Annotated in this window: 20 protein-coding genes and 1 riboswitch; of the genes, 14 read left to right on the top strand and 6 right to left on the bottom strand. The window is 58.3% G+C overall.

What is annotated here, in order from left to right; genetic code table 11:
- Positions 1 to 226 precede the first annotated feature (226 nt).
- Positions 227 to 442, bottom strand: coding sequence for an HP1242/YdcH family protein (locus A7P95_RS07135; protein WP_067593246.1), 216 nt, complete (start codon positions 440 to 442; stop codon positions 227 to 229).
- A gap of 170 nt (positions 443 to 612) precedes the next feature.
- Here A7P95_RS07135 and A7P95_RS07130 point away from each other — a divergent pair, with 170 nt between their 5' ends.
- The 4 genes from A7P95_RS07130 to trpB all read left to right on the top strand — a co-directional run bounded on the left by A7P95_RS07130 (position 613) and on the right by trpB (position 4,395).
- The gene (locus A7P95_RS07130; protein ID WP_067593243.1) at positions 613 to 1,197 is read left to right on the top strand and encodes a DNA glycosylase; all 585 of its coding nucleotides are present in this window, start codon (positions 613 to 615) and stop codon (positions 1,195 to 1,197) included.
- A 227-nt stretch (positions 1,198 to 1,424) separates the two neighbouring features.
- Positions 1,425 to 1,519, top strand: a riboswitch (TPP riboswitch).
- 40 nt (positions 1,520 to 1,559) lie between these two features.
- Positions 1,560 to 2,027 carry a hypothetical protein gene (locus tag A7P95_RS07125; RefSeq protein WP_067593240.1) on the top strand — a complete coding sequence of 156 codons (468 nt, stop codon included), beginning with the start codon at positions 1,560 to 1,562 and terminating at the stop codon, positions 2,025 to 2,027.
- Positions 2,028 to 2,103: 76 nt separating this feature from the next.
- The gene (locus A7P95_RS07120) at positions 2,104 to 3,054 is read left to right on the top strand and encodes a DMT family transporter (protein WP_067593237.1); all 951 of its coding nucleotides are present in this window, start codon (positions 2,104 to 2,106) and stop codon (positions 3,052 to 3,054) included.
- A gap of 138 nt (positions 3,055 to 3,192) precedes the next feature.
- Positions 3,193 to 4,395 (top strand): tryptophan synthase subunit beta, encoded by a 1,203-nt coding sequence (gene trpB / locus A7P95_RS07115; protein ID WP_067593234.1) that lies wholly within the window; start codon positions 3,193 to 3,195, stop codon positions 4,393 to 4,395.
- 177 nt (positions 4,396 to 4,572) lie between these two features.
- On the opposite strand, the gene A7P95_RS07110 is transcribed toward trpB, so the two are convergent.
- A complete protein-coding gene (locus A7P95_RS07110; protein ID WP_067593231.1) occupies positions 4,573 to 5,388 on the bottom strand; it encodes a factor H binding protein domain-containing protein in 816 nt (271 codons plus the stop codon).
- 409 nt (positions 5,389 to 5,797) lie between these two features.
- On the opposite strand from A7P95_RS07110, the gene A7P95_RS07105 reads away from it, so the two are divergent.
- Complete coding sequence (locus tag A7P95_RS07105) at positions 5,798 to 7,237, top strand: surface lipoprotein assembly modifier (protein WP_067593228.1); 1,440 nt, start codon at positions 5,798 to 5,800, stop codon at positions 7,235 to 7,237.
- A gap of 294 nt (positions 7,238 to 7,531) precedes the next feature.
- Positions 7,532 to 8,974 (top strand): aldehyde dehydrogenase, encoded by a 1,443-nt coding sequence (aldA, locus tag A7P95_RS07100; RefSeq protein WP_067593224.1) that lies wholly within the window; start codon positions 7,532 to 7,534, stop codon positions 8,972 to 8,974.
- 54 nt (positions 8,975 to 9,028) lie between these two features.
- On the opposite strand, the gene hrpA is transcribed toward aldA, so the two are convergent.
- Complete coding sequence (hrpA, locus tag A7P95_RS07095) at positions 9,029 to 13,396, bottom strand: ATP-dependent RNA helicase HrpA (protein ID WP_082890766.1); 4,368 nt, start codon at positions 13,394 to 13,396, stop codon at positions 9,029 to 9,031.
- Positions 13,397 to 13,708: 312 nt separating this feature from the next.
- Positions 13,709 to 14,581: a lysophospholipid acyltransferase family protein gene (locus tag A7P95_RS07090; RefSeq protein WP_067593221.1), complete on the bottom strand. Its 873-nt coding sequence runs from the start codon at positions 14,579 to 14,581 to the stop codon at positions 13,709 to 13,711.
- A gap of 147 nt (positions 14,582 to 14,728) precedes the next feature.
- On the opposite strand from A7P95_RS07090, the gene A7P95_RS07085 reads away from it, so the two are divergent.
- Positions 14,729 to 15,013, top strand: coding sequence for a hypothetical protein (locus A7P95_RS07085; protein WP_156503539.1), 285 nt, complete (start codon positions 14,729 to 14,731; stop codon positions 15,011 to 15,013).
- A 126-nt stretch (positions 15,014 to 15,139) separates the two neighbouring features.
- Complete coding sequence (gene pepD, locus A7P95_RS07080; RefSeq protein WP_067593214.1) at positions 15,140 to 16,588, top strand: beta-Ala-His dipeptidase; 1,449 nt, start codon at positions 15,140 to 15,142, stop codon at positions 16,586 to 16,588.
- A 73-nt stretch (positions 16,589 to 16,661) separates the two neighbouring features.
- Here pepD and A7P95_RS11680 read toward each other — a convergent pair whose 3' ends face one another.
- Positions 16,662 to 16,868, bottom strand: a complete 207-nt coding sequence (locus tag A7P95_RS11680) for a hypothetical protein (RefSeq protein WP_156503538.1) — start codon at positions 16,866 to 16,868, stop codon at positions 16,662 to 16,664.
- Here A7P95_RS11680 and A7P95_RS07075 point away from each other — a divergent pair.
- Positions 16,867 to 18,267: an amino acid permease gene (locus A7P95_RS07075; RefSeq protein WP_067593212.1), complete on the top strand. Its 1,401-nt coding sequence runs from the start codon at positions 16,867 to 16,869 to the stop codon at positions 18,265 to 18,267. The genes A7P95_RS11680 and A7P95_RS07075 overlap by 2 nt on opposite strands.
- A gap of 222 nt (positions 18,268 to 18,489) precedes the next feature.
- Here the strand turns inward: A7P95_RS07075 and A7P95_RS07070 are convergent, their stop codons facing one another.
- Positions 18,490 to 19,071: a LemA family protein gene (locus A7P95_RS07070; protein ID WP_067593209.1), complete on the bottom strand. Its 582-nt coding sequence runs from the start codon at positions 19,069 to 19,071 to the stop codon at positions 18,490 to 18,492.
- Positions 19,072 to 19,234: 163 nt separating this feature from the next.
- Here A7P95_RS07070 and A7P95_RS07065 point away from each other — a divergent pair, with 163 nt between their 5' ends.
- The 5 genes from A7P95_RS07065 (at position 19,235) to A7P95_RS07045 (ending at position 23,195) form a co-directional block, all read left to right on the top strand.
- Positions 19,235 to 20,272: a hypothetical protein gene (locus A7P95_RS07065; RefSeq protein WP_067593206.1), complete on the top strand. Its 1,038-nt coding sequence runs from the start codon at positions 19,235 to 19,237 to the stop codon at positions 20,270 to 20,272.
- 49 nt (positions 20,273 to 20,321) lie between these two features.
- Entirely contained in the window at positions 20,322 to 20,780 is a 459-nt protein-coding gene (locus tag A7P95_RS07060) for an ATP-binding protein (protein ID WP_067593203.1), read from the top strand.
- Positions 20,770 to 21,528, top strand: coding sequence for a tRNA(His) guanylyltransferase Thg1 family protein (locus A7P95_RS07055; RefSeq protein ID WP_067593192.1), 759 nt, complete (start codon positions 20,770 to 20,772; stop codon positions 21,526 to 21,528). Before A7P95_RS07060 ends, A7P95_RS07055 begins: the two co-directional genes overlap by 11 nt.
- 96 nt (positions 21,529 to 21,624) lie before the next feature.
- Entirely contained in the window at positions 21,625 to 22,695 is a 1,071-nt protein-coding gene (locus A7P95_RS07050) for a hypothetical protein (protein ID WP_067593189.1), read from the top strand.
- Between the two features lie 11 nt (positions 22,696 to 22,706).
- On the top strand, positions 22,707 to 23,195 hold the full coding sequence (locus tag A7P95_RS07045) for a DUF4303 domain-containing protein (RefSeq protein ID WP_245636587.1): 489 nt from the start codon (positions 22,707 to 22,709) through the stop codon (positions 23,193 to 23,195).
- Positions 23,196 to 23,218 lie beyond the last annotated feature (23 nt).

Below are 23,218 nucleotides of genomic sequence, written 5' to 3'. Positions count from 1 at the left end.
GCGCGGCCGGGCGGGATTCCGTTGGGAAAACGGTGCTTGCCGGGGCGCGGAGCAGACCGCCATTTTCGGCGATAGTGGGGGAAATGTCCAGTTTTTGTATTTATCTGTATGGAAATGGCAAGCTTTGCTAAGAAAGGCTACCTGAAAACCGTAGCGCTGTGGGGTTTCTGCAAAGCAAAAATGCGGCGCGGGGTTTTCAGGTAGCCTTCAATGCCTGGGTGGCGGCTTATTTATCGTGCTGCTTGAGGATTTGGTAGAGCTGGTCTTTCAGGTGCAGTTTTTGCTTTTTCAGCTCGTCCACTTCGTCGAGATTACCGGTAACCGGGTTTTTCGCCATATTGGCGATTTTTTCGTCCAGCTCGTTGTGTTCGTCGAACAGGCGGGCGAAGCGTTTGTCGGTTTGTTTGAGCTGGCTGATTAGGTCGCGATATTCCGGAAACATGATTTCCCTCTCTTTCTATCGGGTTGGTTGGAGACATGGCGGAAGATAATTGATTCCGCTATAAACGAATAATCTGTTAGGTATAACTCTACCATAGCCGGCGCGAAAAATCGAACCGCCCGCCGCCTTTGTTCGCTTTATAATGAAGCCCCGTTTGCCGAGGAGCCACCATGCCCGAAATCGAAAGCCACCCTTTCCCCGCGCTGCTGCCGCCCGATGCCCGCGTAATGATGATGGGCACCTTCCCGCCCAAGGCAGAGAAGCACGCCATGGCGTTTCACTATCCCAATTTCCAAAACGATATGTGGCGCATCTACGGGCTGGTGTTTTTCCACGATGCCGCGCATTTTCAAAAGCTTGGAGAGAAAGCGTTTGACGCGGAGAAAATCAAGGCCTTCCTGCGCGGGCGCGGCATCGCTTCCTGCCCCACCGTGCTCAAGGCGGTGCGCGGGCAGGATAATGCTTCGGATAAGTTTTTGCGCGTGGTGGAAAAGGTGGATTTGGCCGCTGTGCTCGGCCAATTGCCGCGCTGCCGCCATTTGTGCACCACCGGCGGCAAGGCCACGGAAGTGTTGCTTTCGCTGCTGCCCGATCCGCCCAAGCTGCCGAAAACGGGCGAAACGCTGCCTTTTCCCTTTGCCGGCCGGGATTTGACGCTCACGCGCCTGCCCTCCACTTCGCGGGCTTATCCGCTGAGTTTGCAGAAAAAGGCGGCGGCGTATCGGGCGTTTTTCGAGATGGCGGGGCTGGTGTAGTTTTCAGGTAGCCTTTGAAAGCTGCTTGAGACTACCTGAAAAGTTGCCGGGCGGTAGGCATGGCTTGGGTGCGCCTGGGGCGAAGCCGGCCTGCCGACTGCGTGCGTTTTGTGCACACGCTATTTCTCCAAACCGGAATGGCTACCTGAAAATATTGGCAGGCGCTTCGGGCTTGGGCTGCCGGGCAGATGCGGTTTGAAAACGGGCGGCAGGGGGATATAATCCGCTCCCTTGAGTCGGGGTGCTGCCTTGCGCGGCTGAGATCATACCCGTTGCACCTGAACCGGTTAATGCCGGCGTAGGGAACTCGCGGTTGCTTGGGTTGGCTTGGCCGGCCGGATTGGCGGCCGCAGGCGGCAGGGATGGCTCTGCTGCGGCAACGCGATGGCGCTCCGATGGATGGGGCGCTTTTTTTGCGCCTGGTGTTGGGCGAGGCTGCAGCTGCGGCTGCTTACTTCCCCGCAGGGGGAAGGATGGAGTTTCAGGCTGAATCCAAATTTCAGGTAGCCTTCGCCATTTATACTTTGTTCACCCTTGCGCCTCATGCCGGCGCGGGCACTTCCTTTTCTTTGCTTCGCCAAAGAAAAGGAAGCAAAAGAAAGACGACTGCGGGCACAGGTTTGCTACGCAAACTTCCCTCACTCCATGCAATTTTTCGGGCGGGCTCGCAACTTGCGGCTGCGCCGCTTCGAACATGCAAGCCCTTGTTCCCCGAAAAACCGCGCTCCGTTCGGCTGCGCCAGCAGGGGCAGCACAACACGGCACATTTGTGGTACATGCTCTATCTGGGAGTTTGGGGTTGGCGAGGCTACCTGAAAGTATTGGTTTGAAAGGGATTGAATAGTGGTTGGCTATCTTGTTTCAGGTAGCCTTCCGGCTTGGATTTTTGTTTGAAAAGGATTGGTTATGCGTTTCCGTGTTTGGCAGGCGAATGGTTTGCCGCATCCTTATGTGATGTTGTTTTTGGCACCGGCGTTTTGGGCGACGAGCAATGTGGCGGGCAAGCTGGGCAAGGCTTGGCTGTCGCCTTATGAGTTTACGTTTTGGCGCTGGGTGTTGGCGGCGGGGCTGCTTTCTTGGCTGTTTCGGGGGCGGATTCGGGCGGATTTGCCTTTGCTCAAGGCGCGCGCGTTGTGGCTTTTGCTGGTGGGCGGCAGCGGGTTTGCGCTGTTTAATATTGTGCTTTATAGCGCGTTTGCACGGGGGGCGGCGGTGGTGAATGTGTCGATTATCACGGCGCTGATTCCGGTGATGGTGCTGCTTGCGGAGGTGCTGTTTTTCCGCTCGCGGGCGCACGGGCTGCAATGGCTGGGGGTGGGGCTGTCGTTTGCGGGCGTGGTGTGGGTGGTGGCGCGGAGCAATCCGGCGGCGCTTTTGGAAACGGGGTTGTCGGGCGGGGATTCGCTGGCGCTGGTGACTTCGCTGATTTATGCGGGCTATTCGCTGGCCTTGCGGGCGGCGCCGAAGGTGCATTGGGCGAGCCTGATGTGGGCGATGTGTGTGGCGGCGGTGGCGGTGAGTGCGCCGTTTTATGTGTGGGAGGGGTTGGAGAAGGGCTTCCGGCTGCCGCCGTGGCAGGCTTGGCTGCTGTTGCTGTATGTGGCGGTGTTTATTGCGATTTTGTCGAAGCTGTTTTATATGGAGAGCGTGATTGCGATTGGCGCGGGCAGGGCGGCGCTCACGATGAACCTGCTGCCGGTGTTCGGCGCGCTGGTGGGGGTGGCGGTGTTTCCGGACGAGCGGCTGGGCGGTTATGTGCTGACGGCGCTGTTGCTGGTGGCGGCGGGGATTGGGGCTTCGGAGTGGGGTGCGGCGAAACGGCAAGTTGGGGCTTCGGGCTTGGGTTCGGGCAGATAGCGGGTTAGAATGCACCTCTTCCCTACCGGCGGTGAGGCTACCTGAAAAAAGCTGAAGCAGGTTTCCAAGGGAAGCCGAATCCGTTTTCAGGTAGCCTCAAGGCATTGATCAGCCAAATTATTTTACAAAGGACTCCCCATGCAAAACTACCACGCGCCCGATGAAAAAGGCTTTTTCGGCGAGCACGGCGGCGTATATGTTTCCGAAACCCTGATTCCCGCCCTGCAAGAGCTGGCCGCCGCCTACCAGGCAGCCAAGAAAGACCCGGCCTTCTGGGCGGAATTCCACAACGATTTGCAGCACTATGTCGGCCGCCCCAGCCCCGTTTACCACGCCGCGCGTTTGTCCGAGCATTTGGGCGGCGCGCAAATCTGGTTGAAGCGCGAAGACCTGAACCACACCGGCGCGCACAAGGTAAACAACACCATCGGCCAAGCCCTGCTTGCCCGCCGCATGGGCAAAAAGCGCGTGATTGCCGAAACCGGCGCGGGTCAGCACGGCGTGGCTTCCGCCACCGTGGCCGCCCGCTTCGGCATGGAATGCCATGTTTATATGGGTGCGGACGACATCATCCGCCAAGCGCCGAACGTGTTTAGAATGAAGCTCTTGGGCGCAAACGTGGTCAGCGTGGACAGCGGCAGCCGCACGCTGAAAGACGCGATGAACGAAGCCATGCGCGAATGGGTCGCCCGCGTGGATGACACCTTCTACATCATCGGCACCGCCGCAGGCCCCGCGCCGTATCCCGAAATGGTGCGCGATTTCCAATGCGTGATCGGCAACGAAGCCAAGGCGCAAATGCAGGAAGCCATCGGCCGCCAGCCCGATGTGGCCGTGGCCTGCGTGGGCGGCGGCAGCAACGCCATCGGCCTGTTCCACCCGTATATCGAAGAAGCGGGCGTGCGCCTCATCGGCGTGGAAGCTGGCGGCTTGGGGGTGGACACGCCGAGCCACGCCGCGCCGATCAGCAGCCGCGCGCCTGTTGGCGTGCTGCACGGTTTCCGCAGCTACCTGATGCAGAGCGAAGACGGCCAGGTGCTCGGCACGCATTCCGTCTCCGCAGGGCTGGACTATCCCGGCATCGGCCCGGAACACAGCCATCTGGCCGACATCGGCCGCGTGGAATACCAAGCCGCCAACGACGATGCTGCGCTGGAAGCCTTTGATTTGCTGTGTCAATACGAAGGCGTCATCCCCGCACTGGAAAGCGCGCACGCTATGGCTTGGGCGGTGCAAAACGCGCCGAAGATGGGAAAAGACCAAGTGATTTTGGTGAACCTCTCCGGGCGCGGCGATAAGGACATCAATACTGTGGCGAAGCTGAAGGGGATTGAGCTGTGAGTTTTCAGGTAGCCTTTGGGGCTACCTGAAAAATGCTGGCGGAGAATAAACCGCTGTTTGGATGCAGAAAGGCTACCTGAATTTTAGCTTCGCAGAAACTTCACTGCGTTGCGTTTTCAGGTAGCCTTTCTTTTGCCAGATAATGCCAGATAGATTAAGCGTTAGGGGCTTGGGAAATCAGTTGGTTCGGCTGCCGGCAAAACCGATATCGTGCTTTTGGTCGTCAGTGAAATTGTAGGCTTTGCCGGCGATTTCCGCGCCGTTCGGGCCGTAGATGTTGAGCTCATAGTGGCCGGAGCCTTTGTTGGCGGAATCGGCTATGCCGCGAATGCCCACGCCGGAGCTCAGATTGCCTTCGCGCAGATTGATGTCGCCGAAGCCGCGCAGGCCGGTGATGGAGCCGGAGCCTCTCTGGGTGCCAAAATTGATGTTGTAGTTCAGCCTGCCGTGCGGCTCGCCGTTGCCGTGCCGGTCATCTAGGCCGGAGAAGGCGTGGCCTTGGTAGTTGATGATGCCGCTGGTGGGCAGTTGGGCAACGGGCGTGGCATCGCCTTGGATGCTTCGGATTCTGAACTCGTTGAGCTGGTTGGGTAGTTGGTTGCCGTGGTCGTCATAGCGGTGCTGAATGCTGGCGCCGACTACGGCGGTGTAGGCACGCTTGTATATGCCTAACTGACCATCCTCAAAGGCTCTGGTGCCGTTGTCTGTTTTCAGCACATAGGTGAAATCAGAGAGGCGATTTTGGAAGTTGTAGCCGATATCGAGGCTGCTGCCGTTGCGATAAGTGTGCCCGTTGATATCGATGGTATCGGCCGTTTGGCCGTTGGTATGTAGGATGCCGTTACGGGCATCGTTAGTAACGGTGATGCTGCGTTTGCCACCAGGCTTGGGCGTGAACGGATCCGTCAACGCCAGAGCCAACCCGCCACCTGCGCCGCAGCCGCCGAGCGTAAAGGCGGCCAGTGCAATGTAAAGGGCATGATGCTTTCTCATAACAAGTTCCTTTCGTTCTTTGCAGAAGACTGCTGTTGAGACAGTTATAGTATATCAGTGGAAATAATAAGAATTCTGATGAATATCAAATTGCTAGTTTTGTGATTAGTAAAGAATAAAAGAATAAATGTTAGCTTTTGCAAGCAATATTTCGTGATTTTATACAAATAAAATTGGCATTTTATATAAATTAAAATTGCTGGCAGCAAGGCTAAGTTTGTGGACAATCAGTAAAAATTCGCCTGCATTGCTCACAATAAACCCCATAAAGCAAGCGACGATTTGTCTAAAATAGATTCTTTTCTTAATTTTACAAACGTTAGAACAGGTTGGGCGGGAGGCGGTTGGTATGAGCGGAATCGGCTATAATCCGCCCGTTTTAAGATTTGTTGCCAAGGAAAGCTGTTTGATGAGCATAAAAAGAAAGTATGGCTGGGGCGTGTGTTTGCTGGCGCTGCCTTTTCAGGTAGCCCTAGCCGCGCCGCCGGAAGCCGAGCCGGATACTGGCTTCGACATCACGCCGGTGGCCGCGCCCAAGGCGGAGAGCCCGCCCGCGCCCGCTGCGCCGAAAGACGGCCGGCTCAATATGAGCCGCGAGGAGCTGCTGCGCCAGCCCGAGCTGCTGCAACAGGCCTTGAGCTATGCCGTGCTCACCAACAACAGTGAAGGCGTGGCGCTGCTGCTGCCGATTTATTTGGAAACGCCCGAGCCGCACGATGCGCTGCTGGTGGCGCTGGCGCAGGCGATTGTGGCGCGTGCGGAAGGCGATTACCACCGCGCCATCAGCCTCTACCGCGCCGCGCTGGATGCCCATCCTGATATGCCGCCCGTGCGGCTGGTGCTGGCGCAGGCCTTGTTTGAAAACATGGCGGATAAAGACGCACGGCAGGAAATCAAGCGCTTCCAGCAAACGCCCGGCCTAGCGCCGGAGCTGAAGCAGCTCGGCGACCAATATCTGCAAGCGCTGGACAAGCGCGACAGATGGTCGTTTTACGGCTCGGTGAACTATGTGCGCGACAGCAATGTGAACAACTCCAACAACCGCAAAGGCGCAGCCTGGAGTCGTGTGGACACGCCCGAATCGGCGCAAGGTCTCGCCTACCGCGCCGGTGCTTCGCGCGATTGGAATCTGCACGGCAACCTTTATTGGCGGCTCGCTTTCAATCATTACGGCTGGTACTACTGGGACAACCACAAATATGATTTCCATGTTGCCCGTGTTGCCGCCGGCCCGGCCTACAAAACCGCCCGTGCCGAGGTTTCCGTTATGCCTTATTTCGAACGCCAATGGGCGGGAACCGATTATGCCCGGCATCAAACGCGCAAGTATTTGCGGGAAACGGGTGTGCGCACCGAATGGCAGTATTGGCTCACACCGCGGCATAAAGTATTGACTGCCTTGGAGCTGGGCGGGCAGAAGTACGATATCCGAGACCGGCTCGACGGCGACAGCTATGCCGCTTCCGGCACCTGGCTCTACGTGCGCAAATCCACCCAATATTTCACCTTCGGCGTGGACTGGTCGCGCAAGCTGGCAGAGCGAAGCCCGGCAGAATCGTATACCCGCAAGGGGATTCGCGCCGGCTGGACGCAGCAGTGGGGCTGGGGCTTGACCACTTCGGCCTCGTTCGGCGGCGGGCTTCGCGATTATGATGCGCCCTGGTGGGGCGGCTCGGCTCCTCGGCAAGACCGCGAATTGAATGCCAGCGTGCTGGTGTCGCACCGTAAAATCCAGTTTGCCGGCATCACGCCGCAACTGGTGGGGATATGGCAGCGTACCAACAGCAACAACCCTCTGTTCTCCTTCAGCAAAGGCAATGTATTCATCCAGCTTGGGCGGTCGTTTTGATGACGGCATGAACGGCTGATTGGATAAGCGTGCAAAAGGCTACCTGAAAAATCTTCGGCAGATTTTCAGGTAGCCTTAATCGTTTGCCGAGTCGGCAAATAATATAGCGAATCAAATTAGCTTTTGATGCCAGGCAGCGAGCCGCAGGCAGTACAGGAGTACGGCAAGGCGAGCTAACGCCGTAGCGAAAGTTAAGTTGGTTCGCTATAGCAAAATATACTTGCCGTCCATCCCCCGCAGGCATAAACTGAACCTGCCGACATTTGGCATAAAAACAAATTAAAGGAGAGCAAAATGAAACAATTATCCATGTATATCGACGGCCGTTTTGAAACCGGTTTTCAAGGCGAATGGCGCGATGTATTGAATCCGTCCACCGAAGAAGTCATCGCCCGCGAACCCAAAGGCAGCAGGGAAGACGTTGACCGCGCCGTCGCCGCCGCCCGCAAAGCGCAACCCGCATGGGAACGCCTGCCCGCCGTCGAGCGCGGCGCATACTTGCGCAAAATCGCCCAAGGCATACGCGAACGCGCCGACGAGTTGACCGACACCATCGTTGCCGAAGGCGGCAAAACCAAAGACCTCGCGCGCGTAGAAGTCATGTTCACCGCCGACTATCTCGATTACCAAGCCGAATGGGCGCGCCGTTACGAAGGCGAAATCATCCAAAGCGACCGCCCGCGCGAAAATATCCTGCTCTTCAAACGCCCGCTCGGCGTCATCGCCGGCATCCTGCCGTGGAACTTCCCCTTCTTCCTCATCGCCCGCAAAATGGGCCCCGCCTTGGTAACGGGCAACACCATCGTCGTCAAACCCAGCAGCGTTACCCCGATAAACTGCCACATCTTCGCCGAAATCGTGGAGAGCGTCGGACTGCCCGCCGGCGTGTTCAACGTCGTCAACGGCCCCGGCGCGGAAATCGGCAACGCCCTGTCCGCCCATCCCCAAGTCGATATGGTCAGCCTCACCGGTTCCGTCGAAGCAGGACGGCAAGTCATGGAAGCCGCCTCCGCCAACATCACCAAAGTCTCGCTCGAACTCGGCGGCAAAGCCCCCGCCATCGTCCTGAAAGACGCCGATTTGGACTTGGCAGTCAAATCCATCCTCACCTCCCGCGTCGGCAACACCGGACAAATCTGCAACTGTGCCGAGCGCGTTTACGTCCACAGCAGCCTGAAAGACACATTTATCGAAAAAATGACCGCCGCCATGAAAAGCGTACGCTACGGCAACCCCGCCGAAGCCGAAGCAGGCGCGCTGGAAATGGGCCCGCTGATTGAAGAACGCGCCGTCAAAGCCGTAGCCGAAAAAGTCGAACGCGCCGTCAAACAAGGCGCAACCCTCGTCTGCGGCGGCAAACGCGCCCAAGGACGCGGCTACTTCTTCGAACCGACCCTGCTGACCGACACCGACAACAGCATGGACATCATGAAAGAAGAAACCTTCGGCCCCGTCCTGCCCGTCGCCACCTTCGACACCCTCGACCAAGCCGTCGCCCTGGCAAACGACTGCGAATTCGGACTGACCAGCTCCGTTTACACCACCAACCTCAACGAAGCCTTCTACATCACCCGCCGCCTGCAATTCGGCGAAACCTACATCAACCGCGAAAACTTTGAAGCCATGCAAGGCTTCCACGCCGGCTGGAAAAAATCCGGCATCGGCGGCGCAGACGGCAAACACGGCTTGGAAGAATACCTGCAAACCCAAGTCGTCTATCTGGAAACCGATATTTAATTAGGAAGATTGCTTAGTTGGAAGGCTACCTGAAAAATTTCAGGTAGCCTTCACTCATTTCAACCCTTCCCACACCTTCCCCAACCTTTTCACCGACACCGGATACGGTGTCTTCAATTCCTGCGCAAACAGCGATACCCTCAATTCTTCAATCATCCATTTAAACGCGGCGAGGTCGTCTGAAACGGGTAGTCCTTGTTTCACCAAGCCGTCGGTTTTTTCCTGCCACATTTGTTCCAGCTCCTGAATATCGGCTTCGCGGGCTGCGTCGCGGGCGGGGTTGCTGCTGTATTTTTCGAGGCGCAGGGTCATGGCTTTGAGGTAGATGGGGAGGCGCGGCCATTGTGCCCACGGGGTGCGGGTGGCGAAGCCTGCGGCGAGCAGGGTTTGCAGGCGTTGGCGCAATAAGTGCGTCAGCGGGTGTTTGCCGAGTTTGCCATTGAGTTCGGCGTAGGCGGCGGCGGTTTCCTGCAGGTAGCGGCTGAGGGCTTCTTTGACGGCGGGCAGGCGGCTGCGGGCGCGTTTGATTTGTTCTTTGAAGGCTTTTTCATTGCGCGGCAGCTCGTCTTCGCCGATAAAGGCGCGGTCGCAGACGGCTTGGGTGAGGTCGTCGCGCAGGGTGTCGGCGTTGATGTGTTTGAGCAGCATGGCGGCTTGGGTGAAGCCTTGGATGCCTTTGTTCAGGTCTTTAACTTGTTCTTTCAGTTGTAGCTTCATGAGTTCGATTACGCCTAATCTGTGGGCTTGTTCGGCGGCGGCGGACGTGTCGAACAGGCGCAGGGCGATTCTGCCGTCTTTTTCTTTTTGCAGGCCGAGGTAGCCGGTGAGCTGTTGTTCGCCGCGGGCGAATTTGATGGATTCGGGCAGGGTGCCGATGTCCCATGCGGTAACGTTGTTGCGCTCGAATTCTTGGGTGTTGTCGCGGAAGGTGGTGGCGGCGGCTTTGCCAAGTTGTTGTTGGATTTGGATTAAATCGCGCCCCATGGCTAATTCTTGCCCGCCGTCGTCGATGATGCGGAGGTTGAAATAGCAGTGTTCGGGCAGTCTGAACGCGGCCCATTCGTCTTGGTTGATTTGCTCCAGTATGCGGATGTCGCCTGCGGTTTTGGCGATGGCTTGGGCGAGCTGGGGCAGGATGGGGGCGTTGCGGTCGGGGTTTTGGCTTAGAAATTGGGTGATGAATTCGGGCACGGGCACGCAGATGCGGCGGACTTTTTTGGGCAGTGCTTTGATTTGTAGCTGGATTTTTTCGCGTATCATGCCGGGCACGAGCCATTCGAGGGCGGCGGGGCTGATGCGGTTGAGCACGGTGAGCGGCAGGGTGAGGGTAACGCCGTCGAGCGGGTGGTGCGGCTCGAAGCGGTAGCTGAGTTTGAATTTGCCGTCTGCGGTTTGCCAGTGTTTGGGGAATTGTTCTTCGGTAATGTGCGCGGCGGCGTGCTGCATGAGGTCGTCGCGGCTGAGGAACAGCAGGCGCGGGTTGTCGCGCTCGGCGGTTTTGAGCCAGGCTTGGAAGGTGCGGATGTCGGCGAGGGGGAGGGGTTTCAGACGGCCTTTTGGGGGTGCAGGCTGCTTTTTGGGTTTGGGGTCGTCTGAAACATTTTGTAGGGTGTGTGAACTCGGTTCACGCACGCGGTTGTCCGTATCTTTGGAATCCGCGTGCGTGGCTTGTGCCACATACCCTACATTGTGCAGGCTGCCTGAAACTGTTGAGGCTGCGGTACTCTGTTCCCTCTCCTGAGGGAGAGGGTTAGGGAGAGGGCTTGCTGAGGTTGCGGAAAAGTTGGTTTGTGCGGCAATTGTTTTGCCCTCTCCCCAGCCCGCCCCCGCGGGGGAGGGGGTAGTTTGCTGGGAATTTTCAGGTAGCCTTTTTGAGCGCAGGCTGCTTTCGGTGTGCAGGCTGCCTGAAACCGCGTCCGCCGTATAAAAATCGGGCAGCCGTTCGTTATAAAACGCAAACAGGGCTTCGTCATCGACCAATACGTCCTGCCGACGCGATTTGTGTTCGAGTTCGGTAATTTCCTTAATCAGTTTTTTGTTGTGGGCAAAAAAGTCCGCTTTCAAATCGCATTCCTGCGCCACCAGCGCGCTGCGGATAAAGATTTCGCGGGCTTCTTCGGGGGCGATTTTGCCGTAGGACACGGGGCGGCGCGGCAGGACGGTCAGGCCGTAGAGCGTAACCCGCTCGCTGGCGACGACTTCGCCGCGTTTTTGTTCCCAGTGCGGCTCGAAATAATGGTAGCGGACGAGGTGCGGTGCTTCCTGCTCGATCCATTCGGGCTGAATGGCGGCCACGTCGCGGGCATAAAGTTTTGTCGTTTCAACGAGTTCTGCCGCCATCACCCATTTAGGCTTCGCCTTGAACAGGGTGGAGGCGGGGAACAGGTGGAAGCGGCTGCCGCGCGCGCCGGTGTAGTCGTTGCCGTCGGGCGATTTCATGCCGACGTTGGCAATCAAACCGGTGAGCAGGGCGCGGTGGATTTGTTCGTAGCCCGCTTCTTTGGCGGCGCGGACTTGGGCGCGGTGTTGCTTCTTATCCAGTTGTTTTTGTTTGAGTTTGGCGGACAGGTCTTGGTCGCCTTGGCTTTCAGACGACGTCAGTTGTTTGACTTCGGGAGGCCGTCTGAAAGCGGCTTCCTTAGTGGTCAAACCCATTTCAATCGCGGTTTGGGCAAGCTGGTGGTGCAGCTCGCGCCATTCGCGCATCCGTAGGTGCGACAGGAAATATTGGCGGCACCACTGCACCAACTGCTTGTTGGACAAGCCTTTGTCGCGCTCGCGCTGGAAGCTGTCCCAAATGTTTAGATAGGCAAGGAAATCGGACTGCTTGTCGGTAAAACGCTCGTGCGCCTTGGCGGCGGCATTGCGCGCTTCCAGTGGCCGCTCGCGCGGGTCTTGAATCGACAGCGCGGACGCAATCACCAATATTTCCGACATACAGTCGTGTTTCTTCGCCGCCAACAAAATTCGCGCGATTTTCGGGTCGATGGGCAGACGCGCCATTTGTTCGCCGAGGCGGGTCAGTCCGTTGTGTTCGTTAACCGCCCCCAATTCCAACAACACCTGAAACCCATCATTGATATACCGAGAATCGGGCATTTCCAAAAACGGGAATGCCGCCACGTCGCCGAGTTTCAACGCTGCCATGCGCAGGATGACGGCGGCGAGGTTGCTGCGGATGATTTCGGGGTCGGTGAATTCGGTGCGGCTGTTGAAATCTTCTTCTGAAAACAATCGGATACACACGCCTGCAGAGACGCGTCCGCAGCGGCCGGAGCGTTGGCGGGCGGCGGCTTGGGAGATTTTTTCTACATGAAGCTGCTCGACTTTGGCGCGGGCGGAATAGCGTTTGACGCGTGCCAAACCGGTGTCGATGACGTATTTGATGCCGGGGACGGTGAGCGAGGTTTCGGCGACGTTGGTTGCCAAGACGATGCGGCGTTTTGCGCCTGAGGGGTGGAAGATTTTGTGCTGTTCGGCGTGCGACAGGCGGGCGAACAGGGGCAGGATTTCGTCGTTGCGGCGCAGTGTGGATTTGCGCAGGGCTTCGGCGGCTTCGCGGATTTCGCGTTCGCCGGGCAGGAAGACGAGAATGTCGCCCTCGCCGTATCGCGCCAGTTCGTCGGCGGCATCGACAATCGCGTCGGTCAGTTCGATTTCGGCATCGTCTTCGTTTTTCTCGTGCAGCGGGCGGTAGAGGATTTCGACGGGGTAGGTGCGCCCGCTCACTTCCAGCACGGGCGCGCCGTTGAAGTGTTGGGAAAAGCGTTCTGCGTCTATGGTGGCTGATGTGATGATGACTTTCAAGTCGGGGCGGCGCGGCAGGAGCTGTTTCAGGTAGCCCAAGAGGAAGTCGATGTTCAGGCTGCGTTCGTGCGCTTCGTCGATGATAATCGTGTCGTAGGCGGCGAGGTAGCGGTCGGTCTGGGTTTCCGCCAGCAGGATGCCGTCGGTCATCAGCTTGACGCTGGCTTCGCGCGAGGTGTGGTCGGTAAAGCGCACTTTATAGCCGACCGCGCTGCCGATTTCCGATTTCAGCTCTTCGGCAATCCGCTCTGCCACCGAGCGCGCGGCCAAACGGCGCGGCTGGGTATGCCCGATTAGCCCCGCCGCCCCGCGTCCGAGTTCCAAACAAATCTTGGGCAACTGCGTGGTTTTGCCTGAACCGGTTTCGCCGCAAATAATCGTTACCTGATTCTCGGCAATGGCTTTTTTGATTTCTTCGAGCTTCTCGTGAACGGGCAGGGTGTTGTCGAATTCGGGTTTGGGCAGGGCTGCCAAACGCTTCAAAAAGATTTCGTACGATTTTCGGTATTTTTCTTCGACTTTGGACAAGCCGCCGTATTTGTTGGGGTTTTTGAAGGCGGATTGCAGGAAGTGGCGGTCTTTGGAGAGGGTTTGGGAGAAGTCGGGACGGGGCATGGCGCTGGAGAAAATCTGAGGGAAAACAAAGGGTGTGATTATAGCAAAAAGCGATGGTTTGGTTGGCGGCGGGATGGGGAGTGAAAGGCTACCTGAAAGTGCGGCTTCAACGGAGTTAAAACGATGTTTGGGCGTAGCCCAAGCTGAGTTTCTGCGGAGCTAAAAAAATGTTTTGCAAAGAAAGATTGAGTTCTTTGGAGCCAAATTTTCAGGTAGCCTCTAAATGGCATGGCTGCGGATAAAGGCTACCTGAAAAACGGGATGGGTGGTTTTCAGGTAGCCTTTGGTTTGCCTAGAGGTGATGCCGCTTAATTACTCCTGCGGCGGCAGGGAGGCGCCGGCGGGGTGTTTGTAGCGGTTGTAGGCGAAGAGGTATTGATCGGGGAAGCGGCGTACCCAGCTTTCCACGTTGCGGTTGATGATTTCGGCGTCGTGGGCTTTGTTGCCGTTGAAGCTGCCGGCCACGGGCTCGATGTGCAGGGCGAAGCCGCGGTTTTCAGGTAGCCTGATGCCGGCGAAGAAGAGGGGGCGCACGTTTTTCACTTGGGCGAGGCGGCCGGCGAGGGTCATGGTGTAGGCAGGGCGGCCAAAGAAGGGCGCCCATACGCCGTCGCCGTGTTCGTCAGGCACGTGGTCGGGCAAAACGATGGTGGCTTCGCCTTGGCGCAGGGCTTGGATGATTTGCTTCACGCCTTGCAGGGAGGTGGGGGCGGTGCGGCCTTTGTCGCGCACGCGGCCGGCCTGCATGATGTCGTCTAAAATTTTGATTTTTGGCGGCTTATACATGGCGGTGAGGGGGAAGGGCAGGCGGTGGCTGATGTAGCGGCCGGCGAGGTCGTAGTTGCCGATGTGGGGGGTGATGAGCAGCAGGCCTTCGCCGGCATCGAGGGCGGCTTGGATGTGCTCCCAGCCGTGGGTTTCGGCGAATAGGGCGGCCACTTGCTCGGGGGAGCGGAAGAAGGCGAGTGGCAGTTCGAGCGCGCCTTTGGCGGTTTCGCGAAACACGGCGCGGACGTGCTCGGCATCGGCGGGCAGGCCGGCGGTGTGCAGGTGGTTGCGGATGCGTTCGCGGTCGGCGCGGGCGAAATGGTAGAGCAGGCTGCCGGCGAAGTTGGCGAGGCAGTGCAGCACGGAGAGGGGCAGGGCGGCGAGGCGGCGGAAGAGGAAGAAGGCGAGGGTGCGCATGGCTGGGCTGTGGGCAAGGGACTTGGGCGGTATTGTAATGGAAAACGGGGCGGGCAAGCCAACGGCGGGCGTTGGCGCGGCTGAAATGCGGCGGCGGTGCAGGGGTGGAAGGCGGAATGTGATTTTTAGCTTCGCAGAAACTCAGCCTTGGTTTTTCAGGTAGCCTTTATGCGGGGAAGAGGCTACCTGAAAAATGGAGGCTTGTGTTTTGACTGGGTGGAAATGTGGATTTCATTTCGTGCAGGCTTCGTTTCTATTGCGCTGAAGCCGGCGTTTAGTTTCGCTGAAGCTCACGTTTTAGCTTCGCTGAAGCTGGCGCTTTCAGGTAGCCAGTATGCGGGGTGCGCATCAGAGGTCATTCACTATTTTGCTTTGGCAGCACGGGGCAAACGGCGGGGCTTCGTGCTTGCCTCACTGCGGGCGCGGGGGTAAACTCAAAGCGCTTTTTCACGCCGGCGCGGCAGATGTCCGCACCCTGCCGGCTTGGGTTTGGTTGGTTTCAGGCCGCCACGTTTTCAGGTAGCCCCACCGTTTCCAATTTCATCAAAGGAGATTTGTATGCACCCGCTTCATGCTTTGCAGCCGCAGGCCGTTTGGCAGTGGTTTGCCGATATTTGCGCCATCCCGCACCCCACCTATCAGGAAGCCGCGCTGGCCAAAATGATTGTGAACCGCGCCAAGGAGAAAGGTCTGGATGTGCGGCAAGACGAAAAAGGCAACGTTTATATCCGCAAGCCGGCGCAGGGCGCAGGCATGGCCGGTAAACCCGGCGTGATTTTGCAGGGACACATCGACATGGTGGCGCAGAAAACCCCCGATTCGCCGCACAATTTCGCCACCGACCCCATCCGCCCGCAAATCATCGACGGCTGGGTGCACGCCACGCAAACCACGCTCGGCGCGGATAACGGCATCGGCGCCGCCATGGGCCTGGCCGTGGCCTTTGCCGACGATATCGAACACCCGCCCTTGGAAGTGCTGCTCACGCTGGAAGAAGAAATCGGCATGGACGGCGCACGCAAGATGCGCGGCGACTGGCTGCAAGGCCGCTATCTCATCAACTTAGACACCGAAGAAGCTGGCTGCGTGTATGTGGGCTGCGCCGGCGGGCGCGATGCCGATTTGAGCCTGCCCTTCGCCACCCAGGCCGCCGACGGACAGCGTTTCCGCATTGAAGTGGCCGGCATGCACGGTGGCCACTCCGGCATCGACATCCACCGCGGCTACGGCAACGCCATCAAGGTGCTGGCCGACCTGCTGGCGCGCCTGCCCGAAGAGAGCGGCTGGCGTTTGGCCGCCATCCACAGCGGCGAATTGCGCAACGTCATCCCCTCCAAAGCCGAAGCCGAAATCGTGCTGCCCCAGGCCTTTGCCGACCAATTGGTGCAGCTGGCCGACACCGTGCGCGCCGAAACGCAAAACGAGCTCGGCCAGTTTGCCGACAGCCTCACCATTCAGGTAGCCCCAGCCGGGCAGGGCGGGCAGGCCGCCAGCCATGCCGACAGCCGCCGCATCGCCGACCTGCTGGCCGTGATTCCCAACGGTGTGCTCAAATGGAGCGAAGAGTTTGACGGCGTGGTGGACACTTCTAATTGCTTGAGCGTGGTGCACACGGCAAACGGCAAGCTCACCGCCTCCATGCTGCTGCGTTCGCTGCGCGAGCGGCCGAAAGACGACGTGTGCCGCCTGCTGGGCTCGCTGGCCCGCCTGGCCGGCGCCGCGCTGCACACCGAGCAGGACTACACCGGCTGGGAGCCGCATATGTCTTCCGTGCTGCTGAAGAAAACCGCCGAAGCCTTTGCCGCCGTGCGCGGTGAGCAGCCGCAAATCGAAGTGGTGCACGCCGGCCTGGAGTGCGGCCTGATGCAGAAACATCTGCCGCACACCGAGATGATTTCCTTCGGCCCCACCATCAAGGGCGCGCATTCGCCGAAAGAAAAGGTGGAAATCAGCACCGTGGAAGAATGCTGGCGCATTCTGCTGGATTTGCTCCAGCGCATAGATTGATGTAATTTTTGCAGCATAGGAAATCTCTGCCGACCAGTCTGCCTGGTCGGCCTTTTCTTTGCGTGGTTGCGTTTTAACAGGGAATATCGCTGCCAAAAAACGCTTCTGGCAGATTTTTCAGGTAGCCTGATTGGGTATTTCCCATGAAAATCAGTTGCCTGCATGCTTCTTGCTGGGTTATATTGCGTCCCGGGTCTGCCGCCAGGGTGCGGCGGCCGATTGATTTGAAGATCCGGAGCGGGAAAGCGCCCGGCCAAACCGCAGCACGAAAGGCATCCATGAGCACGAATCACGACCACCAGCACGGCTTGCAGCGCAACTTGAAAAACCGCCACCTGCAACTCATCGCCATCGGCGGCGCCATCGGCACCGGCCTGTTTATGGGCTCGGGCAAAACCATCCATCTGGCCGGGCCTTCGGTGGTGTTGGCCTATATCGTGATTGGCGCTTTTCTGTTTTTCATCATGCGCGCCATGGGCGAACTGCTGCTTTCTAATCTCGAATACAAGTCGTTCACCGATTTCACGCATGATCTGCTGGGCCCGGCGGCCGGCTTTTTTGTGGGCTGGACTTATTGGTTTTGCTGGGTGGTGATCGGCATGGCCGACATCATCGCCATCACGGGCTACACGCAGTTTTGGTGGCCGGATGTGCCGCTGTGGCTGCCGGGGCTGCTGTGCATCGTGTTTATGGCGGGCATGAATCTGCTCACGGTGAAGCTCTTCGGCGAGATGGAGTTTTGGTTTGCGCTGATTAAGATTGTGGCGATTGTGGCGCTGATTTGCGTGGGCGGCTTTTTGGCGCTAAGCGGCTTTGTGGACCCCACTTCGGGCGAGCAGGCTTCGATCACGCATTTGTGGCGGCACGGCGGCTGGTTTCCCAACGGCATCGGCGGCTTTTTCTCGGCTTTCCAGATTGCGGTATTTGCCTTTGTGGGCATTGAGTTGGTGGGCACGGCGGCGGCGGAGGCGGAAGACCCGGAAACCAATCTGCCCAAGGCCATCAACCGCATTCCGGTGCGCGTGATTGTGTTTTATGTGCTGGCGCTGGGCGCGATTATGGTGGTGACGCCGTGGGATGTGGTGGATCCGGCCAAGAGCCCGTTTGTGAACATGTTTACGCTAATCGGCATTCCGATTGCCGCCGGGCTGGTGAATTTGGTGGTGCTCACTTCGGCGCTCTCTTCGGCCAACGGCGGGATGTTTTCCACTGGGCGTATGCTCTACGGCTTGGCGGAGGCGGAGGTGGCGCCGAGCCTGTTTGGCCACCTCAACCGTAACGGCGTGCCGGCGGTGGGGCTGCTGTACTCCTGCGCCTTCCTGCTGGTAGGGGTGTTCCTGCTGTATCAGGAGGGGAACATCATGGATATGTTTACGGTGGTGACCACGCTTTCCAGCATCGGCTTTATTTTTGTGTGGGCGATCATCCTTCTGGCTTATATCAAATATCGCCAAACGCGCCCGCAGCTGCACGAGCGCTCCATCTACAAGCTGCCCGGCGGAGTGGCGATGGCTTGGGTGTGTTTGGCTTTCTTGGCGTTTGTGCTGGTGTTGTTTTCGCGCGATGAGGATACGCGGCTGGGGCTGATGTGTATGCCGCTGTGGTTTGCGGCGTGCGCGGTGCTCTATCAGCTGCTTTACCGCAAGCGGCAGCAGGAGAAGCTGCAAGGGCAGGAGTAGGCCGGCAAAGCAAAAGGCTACCTGAAAATTTTAGCTTCGCAGAAACTTCGCTGCGCTGCGTTTTGGCGAAATTCACTGCGTTCGTTTTCAGGTAGCCTTTTGTGGCTTAGAGGAAGAAGCTGCCGATTGCCTGCGCGATTTTGAGTATCACCCGATTGCCTGCCCGGCCATAAATGAGGCTACCTGAAATTTTCAGGTAGCCTTTTGCTTTGCCTGGCCGCATCAGAAGCGCACGGCGGGCGGCGCTTGGTGTTTGGCGCGGTCGGGGAATTCCAGCAGCTGTGCGGGCTGGCGGTGGCCGAAGTTGGCGGCAATCAGGCCGTGCGGGAAGAGTTGGCGCAGGGTGTTGTAGTGCATAGCGGCGTCGTTGTAGGCCTGGCGGGAGAAGGCGATGCGGTTTTCGGTGCTGGTGATCTCTTCGGCCAGCTGCTGCATATTGGCGGAGGCCTGCAATTCGGGATAGGCCTCTATCTGCACCATCAGGCTGCGGATGGCTTGGGTGAGCTGGGCTTCGGCGGCGGAAAGCTGGCGCACGGCTTCGGCGTTTTCGGGGCGGGCGCTACCCAGTGCGCCGGCGGCCTGGCTGCGCGCTTGGGTTACTTGGGTGAAGGTGTCGCTTTCGTGTTTCAGGTAGCCTTTGGTGGTTTCCACCAAGTTGGGAATCAAGTCGTGCCGCCGTTGCAGCTGCACGCCGATTTGGGAGAAGGCGTTGCGGTATTGGTTTTGCGCGATCACCAGCCGGTTGTACACCATCACGCCCACCACAATGAGCGCGGCAGGCAATAGGATGATTATCCACAGCATAACGGTCTCCTAAAGTGTTAAAATTGCCAGCCCATCTTACCACAAAATGGTGTGCGGACAGCGGCTTGAAGGGTTTGAATGGTGCCGGAGTGTTTTTAGCTTCGCAGAAACTTCGCTGCGCTGCGTTTTCAGGTAGCCTGTGTCCGCCATTGGAAGGTTTATCGTGATTGCCCTGCCTATTCCCATCCCCAAAACCCCGCATGCGCTCTACCGCCTGATGTTTCTCTATATCGTGGCCGCATTCGGTATCGGTTGGTTTTTGCCGGTGAACGTCGGAATCTGGAGCATCTTGCTGATGCTCGCGCTGATTCTGTATCTGCGCATCCGCGCGCTGGCACGCGGCGAAAAACGCTTTTCACGCGGAGGGGATTGTGCCAAAAACGGCGTGTTTGCATGGGAGATTATGTATCTGATAATTGCGGTGATGGGCATGGCCGTTGCCTTTTATGGCGGCACGGCGGCTTCATACGACGAATTGCGCGAAGCACGCGGCATCGTGCCCGCCGAGCCCTACAACGAATCGCGCGAATGCCGCGCCGCGCAGGCAGGCAAAGAGCAAAGCCTGCTCGACCGCATAAGCTTCTACGACCCCTGTCGCCACACCAGCAGTTTTGATTACCTCCCCTTCCCCAACGGCAGCGAAACGCTGCATCTGAGCTGCGCAGCCGATTTGAGAGACGGCTGCGACCGAGCCTACGCCCACGCAGGCAAAGAAGCCAGCGTGAAATACAGCGGCTCGCGCCTGTATGAAATGGAAGTGGACGGCGTGAAAATCTACCGCTATGCCGACCAGTCCGCCGGTTTTGCCCGCGGCCGCAAAGCCGCCCTGCTGGACTCGCTCATCGCCGTGCCGCTGTTTGCCCTGCCGCTGATGTGGTTCCACCGCCGCTTCGACGATTGGCAGGAAGCGTTGGACAACGGCGAAACCGTGCCCGATGAAACCCCGCTATGGTGGAAGCTGCTGGTGTTGGTCTGCTGGTATCTGCCGTTTTCCGCCTTGTGGATCAGTGCCGCCGTAGTATGGTGGCGCATCAGGCCCAACCCCGTGGCGCTCACGCTGGGGCTGCTGCTGGCGGCAGCATTGTTATTCTTGTGCGTGCGCGGCGCATACCACCTGTTTTATCCTCCACCGCCGCCGATGCCCAAAGCGGCCAAACCGCATAAATTGAAAATCCGCAAATCAGGCCGGAAGGCTACCTGAAAAATAAAAAGCAGATTCGGCCAAGCCACAACATACGAAACATTAAAATATGCAGCTCATCTTATTTATCGGTGCACAAGCCTCCGGCAAATCCACTTTCTACAAACAACACTTTGCCGATAGCCATATCCGCTTGAATCTCGACATGCTCCAAACCCGGCATCGCGAGCAAATCCTGTTCAATGCCTGTTTGCAGGCCAAGCAAAAGCTTGTTATTGATAATACCAATCCCACCGTTGAAGACAGAGCCCGCTATATTGTTCCCGCCCAAGCCGCCCGTTTTCAAATTGTTGCCTACTATTTCGACAGCGATTTGAATGCTGCCCTCGCACGTAATGCACAGCGTACAGGCAAAGCCAATATTCCCGAGGTCGGCGTACGCGCCACCTTCAAAAAACTGCAATCGCCGCAATACGAGGAAGGGTTTGCCGAAATTTATCGGGTTCAAATCAACCCGAACGGCGGCTTCAACTGCCAACTTATCCCAAAGGAAAACCATGAGATTTGACGACTTAGACGCCCGAATGCGCCAATACGAAACCGCCTACGATTTCTGCATTCCCGAACAAAACCACATCGTTGTCCGCCTCGACGGGCGCGGTTTCACTCGCCTCACCAAAGAAATCTGGCAGTTTGAAGCCCTGTTCGATATCCGCTTCCGTGACCGTATGGCCGACACGACTGCCGCCCTGCTCGATTGCGGATTCAACATCGCGTATGGCTTTTCTCAAAGCGACGAAATCTCCCTGCTGTTTCAACACGACGAGTACACTTTCAAGCGTAAAGTCCGCAAAATCATCACCACGCTCGCCGCCGAAGCCAGCGCGCACTTTTCTCTCGCACAAGGCTCCCGTGCCACCTTCGATGCACGCGTTTGCGTGTTGCCAAATTGGGGATTGGTGCGGGACTACTTCGCCTGGCGCCAAGAAGACGCGCACCGCAACGCCCTCAATGCCCATTGCTACTGGCTGCAACGCAAACACGGCATATCGCCCAATGCCGCTGCCGAAAAGCTCGCCCATCTCTCGCGCCAGCAGAAACACGATTTTTTGTTTGAGCACAGCATCAACTTCAACGACCTGCCCGCCTGGCAGAAGCGCGGCTTCGGCATATATTGGCAAACCGTTGCCAAACAGGGTTTTAACCCGCAAACAGGTGAAACCACAGAAACCACCCGCCGCATCATTACGCGCAATTTCGATTTGCCCCTGCGTGAGGAATACGTGGCATTCTTGGATAATTTTCAGGTAGCCTGAAAAGTTGCAGCTTGGTCTGCATTAAAACCTGACTTTCAGGTAGCCTTTCAGTTGAAGGCTACCTGAAAAAACAACCGCAGTTGCAAAAGGAACCTCATGCACTACCAATCGCTCGACACCGCATTGGCGCAATACAGCGGCCGCTCCGAGCCCCACCCCGACGGCCTTGCCCTGAGCATCACCGCGCAGCCGCAAGGCAGCCTGAAACTCCACAGCCCCGACGGCATCAGCCTCAGCCTCACCTGCCGCGGCGAGCCCGTATTCTGGTCGTTCCACAGCCACGATTTATACGACGTTTACCTCGTCCGCAGCTACGCCGAAAGCTGGCAGGCATACCAGCCCATAGGGCACATATGCAGCCGCATCAACGAACACATCGCCCGCCAAAGTGCCGCAGAACAAGGCCTGTTGTGGGGCAAATATTTCATCGCACAACTCGCCGAGCACAATGCAGGGCTGCTCGGCATCGGCGAATGGCACTTCCGCCACCGCCCCGCCCAAACCCTGCCGCCGCAATGGGGCGAATGCTGGCACGACACCGCCCTAGGGCAGCCTGAAACCAGCGAGAACTACCGCCAATGGCTGTTTTCAGGTAGCCGCTTCGACGCGTTGGACAACGATTTTTTCTCCGAATCCGAACGCTTCATCGCCCTGAAAACCCACCATGCCGAAGATGGCAGGTTAAAATACTGGCGCAAACGCGCACGGCAGCACCAACTGCCGCCCGTGTTGGCATACGAAATTACCGCCCTGTCCGACCGCTGGCTGATTTTAGACGGACACCTGCGCCTTGCCGCCGCCCTCGCCGAAGGGCAACTGCCGCCGCTGATTGTGATTCAGGCCGCCACCGCCCGCCCCAGTCGCGAAACCGCCGCCGAACGCGAAAGCATACAGGCCGCCACCCTGTCGCAATACGAAAAAACCGCCCGCCAAACCGGCGGCAACCCGAAAGCCCTAAACGCCGTCAGCCAGCACATCGTCCACGTCTTCGACACGCGGCCAGACCTGGCATACTTCACCCGCGCCGCCGCCGACACCGCCCCGCAAACCTGGCTACAACAACTGCGTGCTCACGCCGCGCAACACGGTTTCGCCGAAGAATTGGAACGCGTTTGGGCCACGGAATCGTGGCCGCGGAAGCGGGTTGCCGCTTTTCAGGTAGCCTGAAAGGACACCCCATGCCGCAACCCGATTGGCAGCATATCGAAAACACCGCTTATCAAATCATCATGGATACCGTGCACAGCATCCGCAGGCAGCACCCGCGCGAAACCGTGTACGCCGCCATTTTCCACAATTTCTATTGCGACAACGCCAACCTCTATTTCCCCTCGCTGTCGGTCGGCACGGAAGAGCTGCTCGCGCGCGTGGCGGAGCAATATCGGCAGGAATACGGCTATGCCGAAAGCCGTGCCGAATTGGAGCAGTCGCTGCGCTGGTCGGGCGCGGATTTGGCGGAATACATGTTTGACGGCGGCGCGGCGGGCCATGCGGCAGCGCAAAGCGTGCAGGCTGCGTGCGCCAAGAAGCCGATTGGGACGGTTTATACGGCCGCTTCTGCCGATGCTTCCCCCGCGCCTGCCGCCGCGCCACGCATGATTTGCTGCGGCAAAACATCGTGCCGCCCGATTTTATTGCCGTCGTCTGCGATGAAGACGAAAGCCTGACCGCGCCCTGCCTAACGCCCGAG

This window comes from Eikenella longinqua (assembly GCF_001648355.1).
In the GTDB taxonomy this organism is placed as follows: Bacteria; Pseudomonadota; Gammaproteobacteria; order Burkholderiales; family Neisseriaceae; genus Eikenella; species Eikenella longinqua.
The sequence above is the reverse complement of the archived record's forward strand: the minus strand, read 5'-3'. Positions and strand labels throughout refer to the sequence as shown.